The organism is Micromonospora sp. NPDC005194 (assembly GCF_040608335.1).
Classification (GTDB): domain Bacteria; phylum Actinomycetota; class Actinomycetes; order Mycobacteriales; family Micromonosporaceae; genus Micromonospora.
Genome location: NZ_JBEXIA010000008.1, coordinates 170,821 through 186,330, shown reverse-complemented (window position 1 = coordinate 186,330; position 15,510 = coordinate 170,821). Strand labels below are relative to the sequence as shown.

Sequence of the window (15,510 nt, the reverse complement as noted above, 5' to 3'; positions counted from 1 at the left end):
ACGGAGTGTGACCAACCAGTGACATGAGGTTGGTCAGTCGGTGCCCCGATCAGGTGGCGGCCAGGATCACCGCTTCGGAGGTCAGGTAGTAGCGCTGGTCGTCGCCGTTCGGGTCGACCGGCTCGCGCAGCCGTTCCACCGCGACGTAGCCGTCCTCGGCCCAGACCGCCCCGGGCGCCCAGCCCGTGCCGTCCGAGCCCACGTTGAGCGTGTAGCGGGAGAGCAGCACACCGGTCACCGGGTCGAGTGTCACCAGCTCGTTGGCCTCGGTCAGCAGATGCGCCCGGCCGGGCTGCACCGCGAGCACCCGCGCCGGTCCCAGGCCGGCGAAACGCCACAGCTCGGCGCCCGTTCGCGCCGACCGGCCCACCGCCACCCCGTCGACGACGGCGACGGCCTGGTCACCGGCCAGTGTGGCCCCGGCCGGGTCCAGCGCGGGCGCGGCCAGCGGCCCGCCGTCGCCCAGCAGCCAGCCGCGGCCACCGGCGTCCCCGGGGCCGGCCGTCCGCAGGCCCAGGCAGCCCGAACGGCCGGTACGACAACCGAGCGGGGTGACCACCAGCCGATCCGGGCCGCCCGGCGGTCGCCAACGCTCACCCACCACACCCGTCGCGGCATCCCGGAACTCGATCGTGGCCGGCCCGGCGCAGGTGTCCAGGCCGATCAACTGCCCGGTCGTCGTGGTGCCGAGGTCGCTGCGGCAGGCGCCGGGCAGATCGGCTCGCCACAGTTCCCGGCCGCCGGCCACCTCCACCCCGCGGGCCTGCGTGTCCCCGGTGACCGTCAGCACCGTCCGGCCGTCCGCGAGGTCGGTGAGGAGGAGCCCGCGCGCGTCCCAGACCGTGGCGGCCCCGGTCCGCCGGATCACCGCCGCGCTCGCGGCGGGCACCGGGCCGTCGGCCCGCCACCGCACCCGCCCGGTGGACGCGTCGAGCGCGACGAGCCGGCCGTCGGACCAGCGACTGATCACGGTGCTGCCGCTCGCCACCACCCCGGTCAGCTCCGCCGGCCAGCGCCGGTACGACCAGTAGGGCGTGGTCCGGTGCCGCCCGTCGACCGGTCGGTCGGCGTAGACCTGGCGGTGGGCGGCGTACACCCGCAGTCTTCCGTCCACGATCAACGGGGCGACCGGCAGCCGACCGACCACGCCGGCGGCCGGTCGGGGCGCGGCTGGATATGCGCCGCGCGCCGGTGTGCTCACCTCGGCCGGCGCGAGCACCCGGTGGACGACGACCGCGACGGCTGCCACGGCGAGCAGCACCACCGCCACCGCCAGCACGAGCCGTCGCCGGCCCCTCGGGAACCCCATGCCGCACCTCCGCCCGGCACCCTACCCAGCGCAACCGAACGGACCCCGGCCAGGTTGGACGGGCCGCGGTGCGCGGGTGAGCGGGTCAGGCCGCCTCGACCGAGCCGAGGGTGCCGGCCGCGACGGCCAGGTCGGCGAGATCACGCCGGAGCGCCACCTCGACCGCCCGAGCGGCGAGGCCACCGAGCAGCAGGGCCACCACCCGGCCGTACGGATCGGTGGGCACTGCTTCCTGGGTGACCGTTATCGCCGTGCGGGCGCGGCGGCGACGCCGGACCGGCCGCAGGCTCCAGGTGATCCGGTAGTCCGCGCCGGCACCGGAGGAAGAGAGCACCAGCCGCTGCGGCGCGAACGCCTCCACCACCAGGAACTCCTCGGTGAGTGTGCCGCCGCCCGGCTGGGCGCGTGCCTCACGCCAGGCGGTGCCCGGCCCGAACGGGCCCGGGGTCAGCACCTCGACCGGGCCGGCCGCGGTCAGCCGGGTGGCCCGGCCGGGCAGGTCGGTCAGCAGACGCCAGACATCGACAGCGTGCGCCTCGATGAAACCGGTAACCGCCACCGTCGACATGCCGCCCTCCCGTGTCGTCGACGGTACGCGCGGTGAGGGCCGGACGAGGCCCCCGGACGGAATTTTCACCAACCGGAGGCCCCGCTGTCCGTTTCGGCGGTCGCCTGGCACCGATCGTCGACCGGCGCCCGGCGTACCGGTCAGCGGTCGAAGCGACCACCCCTGATCGCGCCGATGAACGCTGTCCACCCCGGCGGGCTGATGGCCAGCGTGGGGCCGGCCTGGTCCTTGGAGTCGCGGAGAGCGACCAGACCGAGGACGTCGACCAGGTTGTCCGCCACCTCCACGCAGAGCCCTTGGTCGTTGGAGCGGCTGCTGGTGCGCCAGAGCGCTCCGGTGAGATCGTGCATCGTCGTTACCTCCGTGTGCGTCGGGATGCCCCACCACCCGCGGCCGGGCGAGATCCGGCCGTACGGGTGGCGGGGCGACATGATCCGCGTGACCAACGGGGTAACCAGGCTTGGTGATCGCACAGACGGTGCGATCACGAGTCTCATCGATGATGGCCCGACGGGCAGGCGCTCAGACGGCTCCGAAGCGGGCCGAGGTGAACCAGCGGACCCTTTGCTCTGCTTCAACGGACGCAACAGCGAGCGGCCCCAAGTGTTGCGTGGAGTGAAGCAGAGCAAAGGAAGCCGAGGGCGAGCCAGGTGGCAGGCGCGCCGGGCGCGGGCCCGCGGGACGGGCCGGCTCAGCGGGCCGGCTCAGCGGGCCGGCTCAGCGGGCCGGCTCAGCGGGCCGGCTCAGCGGGCCGGGCGGACCGTTCCGGTGACCTCGCCGAGGGCGATGGTGGTGCCGTCCGGGCCGGGCGCGGTGGCGGTGACAGTGACGGTGTCGCCGTCGGCGAGGAAGGTACGACTCTCGGTGCCGACCTTCGCGGGCTCGGCCCCGCCCCACGTCAGCTCCAGGAAGGAGCCGACCTGGGAACGGTCCGGGCCGGAGACGGTGCCCGAGGCGTACAGGTCGCCGGTCCGCAGGGACGCGCCGTTGACGGTGAGGTGCGCCAACTGCTGGGCCGGGGTCCAGTACATGCTGGCGAACGGCGGTTCGCTGACCCGTTCGCCGTTCCACTCGACCGCCAGCCGCAGGTCGAGCCCCAGGTGCGGCACGTCGCGCAGGTAGTCGACGACCGGCGGGTCCTGCTCCGGAGCCGGCACGAAGGCGTCGGCCAGCGCGTCCAACGGCGTCACCCAGGCCGAGACCGAGGTGGCGAAGGACTTGCCGAGGAACGGACCGAGCGGCTGGTACTCCCACGCCTGGATGTCGCGGGCCGACCAGTCGTTGACCAGCACCACCCCGAAGACGTGGTCGGCGAAGTCGTCGACGGACACCCGGGCGCCCAGCGGGCTGGGCACACCGACCACGAAGCCGACCTCGGCCTCGATGTCGAGGCGTACCGACGGGCCGGTGACCGGACCCTCGGCGGACGCCCGCTGGCCGGTGGGCCGGGTCACCGGCGTGCCGGAGACGACGACGGTGCCGGCCCGTCCGTGGTAGCCGATCGGCAGGTGCTTCCAGTTGGGCAGCAGCGGCGGCTGACCGGGGCGGAAGATCTGCCCGACGTTCGAGGCGTGGTGCTCCGAGGAGTAGAAGTCGACGTAGTCGGCCACCTCGAACGGAAGCAGCAGCTCCACGTCGGCCAGGGGCACCAGCAGCGGTTCGACCGCCGGCCGGTGCGTCGGGTCGGTCAGCAGCTCGACGATCCGCTGACGCACCGCCGTCCACTGCGGACGGCCCAGCGCCATGAAGTCGTTGAGGGTCGGCCGGCACAGCGCGCCAGCTGCCAGCACCAGCTCGGCGGTCTCGGCACCGGCCAGGTCGAACACCCACGACCCGATCCGTACGCCGATCCGTGGCCGGCCCCCACCCGAGGAGAACACCCCGTACGGCAGGTTCGTCACCCCGTACGGTGAACCGTCAACGCCGGTCACCCAGGTCATGCGTCGTGCCCCCCGTTCACCAGCCCCAGCCGGATCAGATCGGTAAGTGGTTCCAGGATGCTGCACGAGCCGAAGCCGACCCACAGTGGGCGCGGCGCGTCCAGCCGTTCGTTGGCGCGTTCGAGCAGCGGGCGCGGGTCGAGCGCGGTCAGCAGCTCGGCGACCACCCGCGCGCTCGCGCCGTCGGCGGCGGCGAGCGTCGCGGCCAGCACGTTGGCGTACCCGTGGTGGGTGAACCCGGTCTCCGGGTCGAGGTGACGCACGGCCTGGTGCAGCCCTGCGGTGAGCTTGAACGGCAGGTCCCGGTCCCGGCACGCGCAGATCACGGCGGCCAGCTCAGCCGGGGTGGGGAACAGCTCGGCGGCCAACCCGCCGGTGCGGAACTTCGCGGCGATCGGGACACCGTCGGCGCGGGAGGCGGCGATCGCGTCCAGCGCGCCCATCAGCCCGAAGGTCAACGGAAGCTCGGCGTACACGGCCTCGACGTCCGGCAGGTCCTCGGTCAGCCGCAGCAGCTCGGCGATGCCGGGCAGCGGATTCTCGCCCCGCTTGGCGACGGCCACCTCGACCTGGCGTGCGGTCACGCCGTCGGGTGCCAGGAACGACAGCGCGAAGGGCAGAGGACCGATCCCGGTGTCACCGATCAGCCCGATCACCAGGCCCTCGGCCGGGTCGACGAGACCGTTCAGCTCGCCGGCCGCGACGGTCGAGGCGGGAACGAGCAGCGGGCCCACCAGGTCGGCGTACCAGGCGGCGCGGTGCCGGCGGTGGGCGGTCAGGGCGTCGGGCAGCGCGGCGCTGCCCGGAGGGAAGACGGCGGCGTCGTCCACCAGGCCGTCGAGGAGCGCGGGCACCTGCGTTGACACGGAACAAGAATGTACGGGACGCTACAAGGAACGGACAACAGCGTCCGATTATCGGACGCCTTCGGCCGGTGAACGGGATATATCGGGAGGCGAAATGCCGTACTACCGCAGCGTCGGCGAGGTGCCGCGCAAGCGCCACACCCAGTTCCGCCAGCCCGACGGCAGCCTCTACGCCGAGGAGCTGATGGGTCAGGAGGGCTTCTCCTCCGACTCGTCCCTGCTCTACCACCGGCACGCCCCCACGGCGATCCTGGCCGCCGACGAGTTCACCCCGCCGACGTTCACCCGGGCGCCGAACCTGCCGCTCAAGCCGCGCCACCTGCGCACCCACAAGCTCGACGCGGGCGGCGCCGACCCGATCCTCGGCCGGCAGTACCTGCTCGCCAACGACGACGTCCGCATCGGGTACGTCCTCGCCGACCGGCCCTCCCCGCTGTTCCGCGACGCCACCGGTGACCACTGCCTCTACGTCGAGGCGGGCACCCTGCGGGTCGAGTCGCCCTTCGGGGCGCTGGACGCGGTCGCCGGCGACTACGTCATCATCCCCACCTCGACCATCCACCGGCTGGTGCCCACCGGCGACCAGCCCGTGCGGCTGCTCACCGTCGAGGCGGCCGGGCACATCGGCCCGCCCAAGCGCTACCTCTCCGTCCGCGGCCAGTTCCTGGAGCACTCGCCGTACTGCGAGCGCGACGTCCGCGGCCCGGACGCCCCGCTGCTCGTCGACGGCGAGGAGGTCGAGGTGCTGGTCCGCCACCGTCGTGGCTGGACCCGCTACGTGTACGCCAACCACCCGTTCGACGTGGTCGGCTGGGACGGGCACCTCTACCCGTGGGCGTTCTCCATCCACGACTTCGAGCCGATCACCGGCCGCATCCACCAGCCCCCGCCCGTGCACCAGACCTTCCAGGGCCCCAACTTCGTCATCTGCTCGTTCGTGCCCCGCAAGGTCGACTACCACCCGGACTCGATCCCGGTGCCGTACAACCACCACAACGTCGACTCCGACGAGATGCTCTTCTACACCGGCGGGAACTACGAGGCCCGACGCGGCTCCGGCATCGAGCAGGGCTCCATCTCACTGCACCCGTCCGGCTTCACCCACGGCCCCCAGCCGGGCGCCGCCGAACGCTCCATCGGCGCGGACTACTTTGACGAGTTGGCCGTCATGGTGGACACCTTCCGGCCCCTCGACCTGTGCGACGGGGCGCGCGCCTGCGAGGACGAGGGGTACGCCTGGACTTGGGCGCGTTCTGTTTAGTCGCTGTTGGGGGTTTTCGCCGGAGCCCGCCCGCTCTGGGCGGTCAGGCTTGATCCCGACGCGGGCGGGCTCCGGCGAAAACCCGACCTGGGCGAGCTAGGCGACGCTGGTGATCTTTTCGGGTTACGCCGTGGGTCGGGTTGGTTGGGTCAGCGGAAAGCTGTTCTGGTGAAGATGGCGAACTCGGCTATCGCGGTGGCGACGATCGCCAGCACCAGCGGCCACGGCGAGCCGACCACCGCGTACACGAGCAGCAGCGCCGGCGCGGCGGCCACCGCGTAGATCGCCAGGGCCATCGTGCGGTCCGCGTGCAGCATGGCGGGCAGGACGGTCCGGGTGAGCCCCGGCAGCCGCGCCGCGAGCTGCCAGACCACGACGCCGCCGGTGAGGGCCGCGAGCACCGCCAGGACACGGGAGAACCCGTCGCTCGTCGAGGCCGCGAACGCCACCACCACCGCGGCGACCAGTGACCAGCCCGCGCCGTAGAGCACCAGGCGGTGCAGGCCGTACGCGAGGGTCCGCGGGGAGTCGATCCGGCTCGGGCCGATCGCCACCGCTTCCGCCACATGCTCCAGCGCCTCGGACCAGCGGCGCTGCTCCAGGTGCAGGACACCGACGTCGTGCCCGACCTCGGTGAGGCGCGGATCGAGCCGTAGCGCCTCCCGGTAGGCCCGCTCGGCCAGGTCGAACAGCTCCAGTCGGGCCGCGACCAGGCTGAGCACCAGGTGCGCCTGCGCCTCCTGCGGGGCCAGCTCAACCCCACGCCAGGCCGCGTTCAGCGCCGGCTGCCCGTTGCGCGAGTCGGCCAGGATCGCCGCCGCGCTGCGCTGGGCGTACGCGTCGGTCGGCCCGAGCGCCAGCAGCCGGTCGGCGGTGGTCGCCGCATCGGCGTAGCGCCCCAGGTCGACCAGTGCCATGGCCCGGACGACGAGCGCCGGCAGTGCCTCCGGCGCGGCGGCCACGGCCGCGTCGGCGGCGGCGAGCGCATCGACCGGCCGGTCGGCGACGAGATGCACCCGGGCCAGCATGGTGAGGGCTTGCGAATCCGCGGGCTTCAGCGCGAGCCCTTCGGTCAGCTCACCGGCCGCCTCGTCGTGGCGTCCCAGCTCGGCGAGGAGCTGGGCGCGTTCGAGATAGCCGTCGCCGGCGAACTGGTCGGGGGCGGGTTCGGTGGACATCGCGGCGAGCCTAGGCGGCCGGCGCGTCGTACACCAGGGCCACCGCGATGCCCGCCAGACCTTCCTCCCGGCCGGTGAAACCGAGCCCGTCCGTGGTCGCGGCGGAGACGGTGACCGGGGCGCCGACGGCTTCGGAGAGCACCTGCTGGGCCTCGTCCCGACGGCGGCCGATCTTGGGACGGTTGCCGACGATCTGCACGGAGACGTTGCCGATCTCCAGGCCGGCCGCCCGCACCCGGCGGGCCGTCTCGGTCAGCAGCGCCACGCCGGACGCCCCGGACCACTCCGGCTGGTCCACCCCGAAGGCGGCGCCGAGATCACCGAGGCCGGCGGCGGAGAGCAGCGCGTTGCAGGCGGCGTGGGCGGCGACGTCGGCGTCCGAGTGCCCGGCGAGACCGTCCTGGTCGGGCCAGAGCAGCCCGGCGACCCAGCAGGGCCGGCCCGGCTCGAACGCGTGCACATCGGTGCCGATGGCGACCCGAGGAACGATCATGAACAGAGGTTACGCGTCAGCCGCCGGCGGCGAGCAGGTGCTCCGCCAACGCCAGGTCGAACGGACGGGTGATCTTCAGGGCGTACTCCGAGCCGGGCACGCAGCTCACGGCGATGCCCTGCTTCTCGACCAGGCCGGCGTCGTCGGTGAGCGGGTCGCCGGCCGCGGCATGCGCGGCGGTCAGGACGGACCGGCGGAAGCCCTGCGGGGTCTGCACCGCCCGGAGGGCAGCTCGGTCGACGGTGCCCAGCACCACCTCGTCGGCGCCGACCTCCTTGATCGTGTCGACGACCGGCAGGACGGGAATCACCGCGGCCCGGCCACCCCGGACCGCGGCGGCGACCGATTCGACCAACTCGGGCGGGGTCAACGCACGGGCGGCATCGTGCACCAGGATGATCGTCGGGCCGGCCGGCACCGCTGCCAGCGCGGCGGCGACCGAAGCCTGCCGCTCGGCGCCACCGGGCACCACTATCACCGGCGCCACCGGAGCCAGCAGCTCACGGACACCCGCCACCTCGGCCGCGGGCGCGGCCACCACGATCGTGTGCACCGACGCGGCGGCGGCGAGCCGGCGTACGGCGTGCACCAGCAGCGGCTCGCCCGCGAGCAGGCGCAGCGCCTTGGGTCGGCCGGGACCGAGCCGTACGCCGGCACCCGCCGCAGGCACAAGGACCGCGACGTCACCGCGCGGGTTGAGCTGCGCGGTCACGTCGCGGTCCTCGGTGGTTTCTTCGCTACGAAGTGGGTACGACGATGCTGTGCGGACTAGGCCTCGGTGAGGACCTTGTCGAGCAGCGTCTCCGCCTCGTCCTTGGTGCTCTTCTCAGCCAGCGCGACCTCGCCGACGAGAATGTCGCGGGCCTTGGCCAGCATCCGCTTCTCGCCTGCGGAGAGGCCCCGCTCCCGCTCCCGGCGCCACAGGTCACGCACGACCTCGGCGACCTTCAGCGGGTTGCCGGAGGCCAGCTTTTCCAGGTTGGCCTTGTAACGCCGCGACCAGTTGGTCGGCTCCTCGGTGTGCGGAGCCCGGAGAACGTCGAAGACCTTACCGAGGCCCTCTTCGCCGACCACCTCACGGACGCCCACGATCTCGGCGTTCTCGGCCGGCACCCGGACCGTCAGGTCACCCTGCGCAACCCTCAGGACGAGGTATTTCTTAGGCTCGCCCTTGATGATCCGAGTCTCGATTGCCTCGATGAGTGCGGCCCCGTGGTGGGGGTAAACAACGGTCTCGCCGACACTGAAAACCATAGGTTCGAAACCCCTTTCGCTGTGTCTAGGGTAACACGCTCAGGCAACGATGTCTCACCGATGTCCTGACCGTTGGCGCAGCTCAGGGGCCCTGTGAGAGGTCTTTCTTCAGCTTGACAGGCGGTCAAACCGATGGTTTGAACACGCTCCGTAACGCACGGATTACTTCCCGATGCGGGTGAACAGAACGTCGAGATCAAGGGCTATGCGCTCCCCCATGGTATCCCGCCCAGCGGAAACGCGCCCAGGTGTAGCGGGAGCTGCCCCCGGTGCGGGACGCTGGAGTCCGAGTCACACGCCGCTCTCGAGACGCTTCCTGGGGGTCCGATGGGCAAGCCGGACGCAGAGGGCCACGGGCCGCCCGACGGCCTGCCCGACCTGCCACCCGAGTGGGGCCGCATCGTCGTCCCCGACGACGCCTCGACCCTGGCGAGCGAGGCCGCCGAGGTGCGCCGCGAGCTGCGCCGGGCGGCCGGCCACCACACCGGGCACCGCGCCCTCACCCTGCCGCTGCTGGTCCTGTTGGTGGCGGTGCTCACCACCCTGACCGGCCTGGTCGCCGTGACCTGGCCCCGCGCCGGCCGGGGCACCGACCGACCCACCCCGGCGCCCTCCACGCCACCCGTGGCGCTCGCCGGTCAGGCGCTGCCCGCGCTGGACCTGGTCGATGCCGGACAGGCGCCGGTGCCGCTGCGCGGCCTGCTGCCCGCCATGATCATCCTGGTGGACGACTGCGGCTGCCCGGACGTCGTCACGGAGGCCGTGGCGGCGGCGCCCGCCGGCGTCACCGTCGTCACGGTGACCGAACAACGGGCTGTCGCCACCTCACCGCCGGTCAACGGCGTCCGGGCGCTGGCCGATCCCGCTGGCGGGCTGCGCTCGTTCCTGGGCTCCAGCGCCGCGAACGCGCTGCTTGTCGACCGCACCGGCGTGGTGACCCGGGTGCTGCCGGACCCGGGACCGGTCGAGGCGTACCAGGACGACCTGAGCGCCCTGGCCGGCTGAGCGGTCGTCCTACGACGGGGGCAGCGCGACGAGCTGCGCCTGGACGTCAATGGGCTTGTCACCGACGGCCGACAGGGACACCCGGAACGGCCCGTCGGTGGGCACCACCTCGGCGGAGGCGAGCGTGCCGTCGCAATCGATGCGCGTCGGGCCGGCGAGCTCGGCCCCGGTGCTCGTCACCGCCAGCGTGCCCGGCCGGGTGCACCGGTACTGCAGCAGATAGCGGGAGCCGTCGCCGGACGACTGACGCGTCAGCCCCTGGCCGGGGGTCAACTCCCGCTGCTCCCGCCAGATCGTGGCGCGGAACGAGGGCAGGTCACTCCCGGGAGAGAGCACGCCCTGGTCGTCGCCCAGATCGATCACAGTGCCCGTCTCCGGGTCGACCAGCGAGGGTCGGCCCTCCACCCGGACGGCCTCGCCCGTCTCGGGATCCACCTGCAGCGTCACCCGTCCCTCGGGCACGCCGTTGGCCAGGAAACGTTCCAGCTCGGTGCTGACGCTGGGCGCGGCCACCGGTGGGCTCACCGGCCCGGCCGCCGGGGTGGGCGCTGCGGCACGCCACCACCAGCCGCCGACCGCCAGCGCGGCCGCGGCCACCCCGGCCAGCACCGCCGACCGCAGCCGGTCGTCCGCCGCATCCATGTGGTGAGCGTACCGGTCGGGTCGAGAGGCGCTCAGTCCTGTCGATCGAGCAGGGCGGCGTACAGGGTGAGGCCCGGACCGAAGGCCAGCATGACGACCCGTCGGGGCGCCGGCGTCGAACGACTCAACCCGTCCAGGATCAACAGGACGGTCGGCGACGAGCAGTTGCCGTGCTCGTCGAGCGTCGCCCGGGACGCGGCCAACGCCTCCGGCGGCAGGGCCAACTCCCGCTCGACCACGTTGAGAATGCGCGGCCCACCCGGATGCACCGCCCAGCCGTCCACGTCGGAGCTGACGCCGCCGTGCCGGGCCAACAGGTCGTCCACCAACCCGCGAACGTGCCGGGAGAGGACCTGCGGCACCTTCGGCGACAGCCCCATCCGGAACCCCGCGTCGGTGACGTCCCAGGTCATGTGGTCGGCGGTCGAGGTGTCGGTGACCGACGTGACCTCGCGCAACGCGTACCCCCGGCCGTCGGGCACCACCACGGCGGCGACCGCGGCGTCCGAGAAGAGCGCGTGCGACACGATCTGCTGGGTGTCCACCCGGGCGGTGGACGGCTGGATGTGCAGGCTGGTCAGCTCCGCGCAGAGCAGCAGCGCCGGCCGGCCCCGGGCGGTCACGAAGTCACTCGCCGCCCCCAACCCCGGAAGCGCCGCGTAGCAGCCCATGTGGCCGACGAACATCCGCTGCGTGTCCGGCGCCATGCCGAGGTCGCGGGCGAGCAGGATGTCCAGCCCCGGGGTGGCGTACCCGGTGCAGGAGCAGACGATGAACAGCCCGATGTCGCTGGCGTCCAGACCGGCCGCCGTCAGCGCACGCCCCACCGCCTCCTTGCCGAGCGGCAGCGCCTCCACCTGGTAGCGACGCATCCGGCGCTCGGTCGGCCAGTCCGAGACGTCCTCGAGCAGCGGGTTGACCGCGGCCTGGCGGCGGGTCACCCCCGAGTTCGCGAAGATCCGCTGGGCCAACGACCGGGTGGTGCCGGAGAAGTGCCGGGAGAAGAAGCCCTCCCACAACTCGTCCTGCGAAGCGGACGGCGGCTGCGCTGTCCCGAGCCCCGCGATCACTGGTACGGACACGATCCCCACCTCTCGTCAGACGCTGTCCTCCCCCTGGCCGTCCCACCAGCCACCTCGGCCGGCCCCTCCCCCGTACGTGTGCCGCCGCGCGGGCTCACCAACGCGGTGCCGATCCGTCGCGGTCCGGGTCCCCGCCCAGAGCGGCGATCCCCAGCCAGTCGGCGCAGACGTCCGAGGTGGCCGGGTGCAGTGAGCCGCAGCGGGCGTCCCGGTAGAGCCGCTCCAACGGATGACCACGCCGGGTCGCCGACGTCCCCGCCGCCTCCAGCATCGACGCCGCCACCTCGGCGGCCGTGGTGCCGGCCAGCAGCTTCGCCCGCCACACCCAGCGGTTGGTCTCCGCGTCCCCCGGGGCGTCGTCGACCCGCCGGGCCGCCTCGGCCACCACCAGCTCGGCCGCCGCGGTCGCCGCGTCCGCCCGGCCCAGCCGCGCCCGCACCGCCGGCAGGCCGGCCAGGTTGCGGGCGTTGAGATGCTCGGCCGCCGCGTCGATCGCCGCCCGGGCCGTCCCCACGTAGACGGCCGCGTAACTGGCCACCAGCCAGTGCGGCATCAGCTGGGCGACCACCAGCGCCAGCCCCTCCACCCCGCCGAGCAGCCGGTCGGCCGGCACGGTGACGTCCAGGTGCAGGTCGTGCGACGAGGTGGCGCGCATGCCGAGGGCGTCCCAGGTCGGCTCGACGCTCAGACCGTCACCGGCCGGCACCAGGAACTGCGACACCACCGACTGGTCGGCGGAGCTGCGCGCGGCCACCAGGTAGCCGTCGGCGTGCCCCGCCCCGGAGCAGAAGGTCTTGCTGCCCTTGAGATGCCACCCCTCGTCGGTCGGCTCGTAGACCGTGCTCAACTGGGAGAGTCGGGCACCGGCGCCGCGCTCGCTCATTGCGACGGCGTACCAGGAGCCCTGCGCGGCGGCGGTGAGCAGGCGGTCCCGGGCGGCCAACGCCTCGTCCGGCACACCCAGGGCCTCGGCCAACTCCTCGGTGACCGCGCCCAGCGCGCCGGTCACCGAGGCGTGCATGTTGAACACCAGGGCGGTCGCGCCGTTGCCCCGAGCAAGTTCGGTGGCCACCGCGGCGTACTCGGCGAAGCTGGCGCCCAGGCCACCCAGCGCGCGGGGCACCATCAGCCCGAACAGGCCGGCCTCCCGCAGGTCACGGAAGTCGTCGACCGGAAAGGAGCCGTCCCGGTCGTGCTCCGCCGCCCGCGCGGCGAACCGCGGCGCCAACCGGCGGGCCGCCTCAAGCGCATGCACCGTCATATCGCTCCCTTCTCGGCGTCCCATACCCCGCCACGAGCCGACTATCCTCTGCGGACCCCCTGGCCCTGGTACAGCACGGCGGTGGACCGGGTCGGCACGATGCGCGGGGCACGGCCCGTCGACGTCGCGCCCGGCGTCCGCGTCGCGCGCGCCCGGCGCACCAGCCAGGCGACCAGACCGCCGACCTGCGGACGGATGCCGCGTAGGCGCAGCTCGACGCCGTGCCGGGCACACTCGGCCACCAGTGCGCGAGCGTCCACGAACAACCGTGGATCGTGGATGCCACGCGGCACCGTCGGCAGCCGCTCGGCGATCCGTACCGCGACCAGCCGGGCCAGCGCCGTGTCGTTGAGCGTGTCCAGCACCAGCAGGCCGCCCGGGCGCAGCAGCCGGCACGCCTCCGCCACCGCGCGCGGCCAATCCGGCACATGTTCCAGCAGCTCACCGGCCGAGACGACGTCGGCACACCCGTCCGACAGCGGCACCGCGGTGACGTCACCCTGGACCACGCGCACCCCGTGCCCGGCGGCCTGGACCAGCGCCGAGCGGGTCAGGTCGACACCGACGTGCCGGTATCCCTTACCGGCGAGGTGCGGCGCGAGCAGTCCGGCGCCGCAGCCCAGATCGACCAGGACCGCATCCGGGCGGGTCGCCGGCGGCACGAGCGCCGCGCGGGCCTCGGCCAGCCAGTGCAGCATCGCGAACGCGCCATCGGGCCGCCACCACTCGCCGGCCAGGTCGTCGTACTGGCGCGGGTCGTTGCGCGGCAGCACCCGGGGACCGGTGGACGCCGCGGCCGCAGCCACGTCTCGCATGGCACCGAGCGTGGCACGACTGCTCGGTAACGACCAGACTTCCCTTATGTCGTCCAGGGTGTTAGGGCTGGTCAGAGCGAGCCATCCGGAACCGGCCGCCGCAGTGACCACGGTGTCCGGTCTGCTGGCCTGGGGGGTGGGGCACCGGCCGTCGGGAATCGTCTCGGTGGTGCTCGCCGTACTCGCCAGCCAGCTCGCCGTCGGCTGGACCAACGATGCGTTGGACGCCGAGCGGGACGCCACTGTGGGGCGTACCGACAAGCCGGTCGCCGCCGGCGCGGTGGGCCGGCGCGTCACGGCCTGGGCCGCGGCGGCGGCCGCGTTGGCCTGCCCGCTGCTGGCGCTGACCACGAACCCTCCGGCGGCGTTCTGGCTCACGGTCGCCCTGGTCTCCGCGCTGCTCTACGACTGGCCGCTCAAGGCCACCGTCCTCTCGGTGCTGCCGTACGCGGTGTCCTTCGGCGCGCTGCCCGCCTTCGTGGTGCTGGCGCTGCCCGGCGAGCCGACCCCGCCGGCCTGGCTGCTGGCGGCGGCGGCCTGCCTGGGGGCCGGCGCGCACTTCGCCAACGTGCTGCCCGACCTGGCCGACGACGCCCGGACGGGGGTACGCGGCCTGCCGCACCGCCTCGGCGCGGCGGGCAGCCGGGCGGCCGCGGCGGGGCTGCTCCTCGCCGCGACCGCCATCCTGGTCCTGGGGCCGCCCGGGCCGCCGTCGGCCCTCGGGCTGGTGGCGGTCGGCACGGCCGCCGTCGTGCCGCCACTGAGCTGGTACGCCGGGCGCGCGGCGGCCCGGGCCGGCCGGCGGCCGGTGTCCGCCTTCCGGGCGGTCATGCTGGTGGCCCTCATCGACGTCGTTCTGCTGGTGGCGAGCGGTCGGGTGGTGTGAGGGGCACCCGGGACGGTGGCATTGCCGGGTCCCCGTGCGGGCCTCGATCAGCTCCAACTACCCTGGAGCGCGGTCTGCGCGGGTATGGCCACCGTGCCCGGCGTACGGCCGGGTGGGGATCGTAACGAGGAGGACCGACGTGACGCGCTCGATCAGGGGATCCCGGCGGGCGGCCTTGCTGCTGTCCGGGATGGCGGCGGCTACCAGCCTGCTCGCGTCCGGATGCGGCGCCGGTCAGGTCGCCGAGACGGCTTTGAAGGAGCCGTCGGTCCAGGGCGTCAACCTCACGACCCCCAACGGCGCCTACTCGGTGCGTGGTCTGCTGGTCACCTACCCGGGCACCGAGGGTTACCGGGCCGGCCAGGACGCCCCGCTCAACGCCGTGATCTACAACGACTCGAAGAGCACCGTGACGGTCACCGTCACCACCCAGAGCGCGCGCGAGGTGTTGATCTCGGGTGGCTCGGCGAGCCCGACGCCGTCGGCCTCCGAGTCGGAGTCCGCCACCCCGTCGGGTTCGGGCAGCCCGTCGGCGACCCCGTCCGAGACCGGTTCGTCGTCGGCGACGCCGTCCGCCCCGGAGTCGGCGCGGGCGTCGGGTTCGGCGAGCGCGGCCGCGCCGGGCCAGCCCGCCCGGATCGAGCTGGCTCCGCTGAGCTACCTCCAGCTCAACTCGGAGGCCACCACGCAGCTGCGGCTGATCGGCCTGACCGAGGCGCTGCGCTCCGGCCAGAACGTCGTCGTGACCTTCGACTTCGGCAACGGCAGCACGGTCACCGGCCAGGCGCCGATCGCCGTCCCGCTCACCCCGGCCGCGCCCCCCTCGCCGATCATCGAGCGTGAGGGCGGCTACGAGGGCGACGAGGGCGGCGCCACCCACGGCTGACCCGACCCCGACATCGACGAACACCCCGGCGTGGGAACCACCACGCCGGGGTGTTTTCGTCGTA

General features: G+C 73.5%; 17 protein-coding genes. 4 read left to right on the top strand and 13 right to left on the bottom strand.

Annotated features, from left to right (window positions below; genetic code table 11):
• Window positions 1–49: 49 nt before the first annotated feature.
• From ABZU53_RS09760 to ABZU53_RS09740, 5 genes are all read right to left on the bottom strand, one after another.
• Window positions 50–1,309 (bottom strand): PQQ-binding-like beta-propeller repeat protein, encoded by a 1,260-nt coding sequence (locus ABZU53_RS09760; protein WP_355064997.1) that lies wholly within the window; start codon window positions 1,307–1,309, stop codon window positions 50–52.
• A gap of 85 nt (window positions 1,310–1,394) precedes the next feature.
• On the bottom strand, window positions 1,395–1,877 hold the full coding sequence (locus tag ABZU53_RS09755; protein ID WP_355064995.1) for an SRPBCC family protein: 483 nt from the start codon (window positions 1,875–1,877) through the stop codon (window positions 1,395–1,397).
• A 140-nt stretch (window positions 1,878–2,017) separates the two neighbouring features.
• Window positions 2,018–2,227, bottom strand: coding sequence for a DUF397 domain-containing protein (locus tag ABZU53_RS09750; RefSeq protein ID WP_354857433.1), 210 nt, complete (start codon window positions 2,225–2,227; stop codon window positions 2,018–2,020).
• A 393-nt stretch (window positions 2,228–2,620) separates the two neighbouring features.
• On the bottom strand, window positions 2,621–3,817 hold the full coding sequence (gene fahA / locus ABZU53_RS09745) for a fumarylacetoacetase (RefSeq protein ID WP_355064993.1): 1,197 nt from the start codon (window positions 3,815–3,817) through the stop codon (window positions 2,621–2,623).
• A complete protein-coding gene (locus ABZU53_RS09740; RefSeq protein ID WP_354857439.1) occupies window positions 3,814–4,683 on the bottom strand; it encodes a hypothetical protein in 870 nt (289 codons plus the stop codon). Before ABZU53_RS09740 ends, fahA begins: the two co-directional genes overlap by 4 nt.
• Before the next feature lie 94 nt (window positions 4,684–4,777).
• Between ABZU53_RS09740 and ABZU53_RS09735 the strand changes: the two genes are divergently transcribed.
• Entirely contained in the window at window positions 4,778–5,944 is a 1,167-nt protein-coding gene (locus tag ABZU53_RS09735) for a homogentisate 1,2-dioxygenase domain-containing protein (protein ID WP_355064991.1), read from the top strand.
• Between the two features lie 149 nt (window positions 5,945–6,093).
• Here ABZU53_RS09735 and ABZU53_RS09730 read toward each other — a convergent pair whose 3' ends face one another.
• Genes ABZU53_RS09730 through ABZU53_RS09715 form a run of 4 tightly spaced genes read right to left on the bottom strand, consistent with a single transcriptional unit; the run spans window position 6,094 to window position 8,869 of the window.
• Window positions 6,094–7,122, bottom strand: coding sequence for a tetratricopeptide repeat protein (locus tag ABZU53_RS09730; RefSeq protein WP_355064989.1), 1,029 nt, complete (start codon window positions 7,120–7,122; stop codon window positions 6,094–6,096).
• A gap of 10 nt (window positions 7,123–7,132) precedes the next feature.
• Window positions 7,133–7,615, bottom strand: coding sequence for a 2-C-methyl-D-erythritol 2,4-cyclodiphosphate synthase (gene ispF / locus ABZU53_RS09725; RefSeq protein WP_355064988.1), 483 nt, complete (start codon window positions 7,613–7,615; stop codon window positions 7,133–7,135).
• A gap of 16 nt (window positions 7,616–7,631) precedes the next feature.
• Window positions 7,632–8,327 carry a 2-C-methyl-D-erythritol 4-phosphate cytidylyltransferase gene (gene ispD, locus ABZU53_RS09720; protein ID WP_354857449.1) on the bottom strand — a complete coding sequence of 232 codons (696 nt, stop codon included), beginning with the start codon at window positions 8,325–8,327 and terminating at the stop codon, window positions 7,632–7,634.
• A gap of 56 nt (window positions 8,328–8,383) precedes the next feature.
• A complete protein-coding gene (locus ABZU53_RS09715; protein WP_088950500.1) occupies window positions 8,384–8,869 on the bottom strand; it encodes a CarD family transcriptional regulator in 486 nt (161 codons plus the stop codon).
• A gap of 327 nt (window positions 8,870–9,196) precedes the next feature.
• On the opposite strand from ABZU53_RS09715, the gene ABZU53_RS09710 reads away from it, so the two are divergent.
• Window positions 9,197–9,874 (top strand): hypothetical protein, encoded by a 678-nt coding sequence (locus tag ABZU53_RS09710; RefSeq protein ID WP_355064986.1) that lies wholly within the window; start codon window positions 9,197–9,199, stop codon window positions 9,872–9,874.
• A gap of 9 nt (window positions 9,875–9,883) precedes the next feature.
• On the opposite strand, the gene ABZU53_RS09705 is transcribed toward ABZU53_RS09710, so the two are convergent.
• The 4 genes from ABZU53_RS09705 to ABZU53_RS09690 all read right to left on the bottom strand — a co-directional run bounded on the left by ABZU53_RS09705 (window position 9,884) and on the right by ABZU53_RS09690 (window position 13,674).
• On the bottom strand, window positions 9,884–10,516 hold the full coding sequence (locus ABZU53_RS09705) for a hypothetical protein (protein WP_355064984.1): 633 nt from the start codon (window positions 10,514–10,516) through the stop codon (window positions 9,884–9,886).
• A 32-nt stretch (window positions 10,517–10,548) separates the two neighbouring features.
• Window positions 10,549–11,607 carry a type III polyketide synthase gene (locus tag ABZU53_RS09700; RefSeq protein ID WP_355064982.1) on the bottom strand — a complete coding sequence of 353 codons (1,059 nt, stop codon included), beginning with the start codon at window positions 11,605–11,607 and terminating at the stop codon, window positions 10,549–10,551.
• A gap of 85 nt (window positions 11,608–11,692) precedes the next feature.
• Entirely contained in the window at window positions 11,693–12,859 is a 1,167-nt protein-coding gene (locus ABZU53_RS09695; protein WP_355064979.1) for an acyl-CoA dehydrogenase family protein, read from the bottom strand.
• A gap of 41 nt (window positions 12,860–12,900) precedes the next feature.
• On the bottom strand, window positions 12,901–13,674 hold the full coding sequence (locus ABZU53_RS09690) for a methyltransferase domain-containing protein (protein ID WP_355064977.1): 774 nt from the start codon (window positions 13,672–13,674) through the stop codon (window positions 12,901–12,903).
• 46 nt (window positions 13,675–13,720) lie between these two features.
• Between ABZU53_RS09690 and ABZU53_RS09685 the strand changes: the two genes are divergently transcribed.
• The gene (locus ABZU53_RS09685; RefSeq protein WP_355064975.1) at window positions 13,721–14,560 is read left to right on the top strand and encodes a UbiA family prenyltransferase; all 840 of its coding nucleotides are present in this window, start codon (window positions 13,721–13,723) and stop codon (window positions 14,558–14,560) included.
• 139 nt (window positions 14,561–14,699) lie between these two features.
• Window positions 14,700–15,446 carry a hypothetical protein gene (locus ABZU53_RS09680; RefSeq protein ID WP_355064973.1) on the top strand — a complete coding sequence of 249 codons (747 nt, stop codon included), beginning with the start codon at window positions 14,700–14,702 and terminating at the stop codon, window positions 15,444–15,446.
• The last annotated feature ends 64 nt before the right edge of the window (window positions 15,447–15,510 follow it).

Coding starts and splice junctions, on each gene's coding strand:
- ABZU53_RS09760 (WP_355064997.1), bottom strand. CDS start 1,309: ATGGGGTTCCCGAGGGGCCGGCGACGGCTCGTGCTGGCGGTGGCGGTG.
- ABZU53_RS09755 (WP_355064995.1), bottom strand. CDS start 1,877: ATGTCGACGGTGGCGGTTACCGGTTTCATCGAGGCGCACGCTGTCGAT.
- ABZU53_RS09750 (WP_354857433.1), bottom strand. CDS start 2,227: ATGCACGATCTCACCGGAGCGCTCTGGCGCACCAGCAGCCGCTCCAAC.
- fahA (WP_355064993.1), bottom strand. CDS start 3,817: ATGACCTGGGTGACCGGCGTTGACGGTTCACCGTACGGGGTGACGAAC.
- ABZU53_RS09735 (WP_355064991.1), top strand. CDS start 4,778: ATGCCGTACTACCGCAGCGTCGGCGAGGTGCCGCGCAAGCGCCACACC.
- ABZU53_RS09730 (WP_355064989.1), bottom strand. CDS start 7,122: ATGTCCACCGAACCCGCCCCCGACCAGTTCGCCGGCGACGGCTATCTC.
- ispF (WP_355064988.1), bottom strand. CDS start 7,615: ATGATCGTTCCTCGGGTCGCCATCGGCACCGATGTGCACGCGTTCGAG.
- ABZU53_RS09715 (WP_088950500.1), bottom strand. CDS start 8,869: ATGGTTTTCAGTGTCGGCGAGACCGTTGTTTACCCCCACCACGGGGCC.
- ABZU53_RS09710 (WP_355064986.1), top strand. CDS start 9,197: ATGGGCAAGCCGGACGCAGAGGGCCACGGGCCGCCCGACGGCCTGCCC.
- ABZU53_RS09705 (WP_355064984.1), bottom strand. CDS start 10,516: ATGGATGCGGCGGACGACCGGCTGCGGTCGGCGGTGCTGGCCGGGGTG.
- ABZU53_RS09695 (WP_355064979.1), bottom strand. CDS start 12,859: ATGACGGTGCATGCGCTTGAGGCGGCCCGCCGGTTGGCGCCGCGGTTC.
- ABZU53_RS09690 (WP_355064977.1), bottom strand. CDS start 13,674: ATGCGAGACGTGGCTGCGGCCGCGGCGTCCACCGGTCCCCGGGTGCTG.
- ABZU53_RS09685 (WP_355064975.1), top strand. CDS start 13,721: ATGTCGTCCAGGGTGTTAGGGCTGGTCAGAGCGAGCCATCCGGAACCG.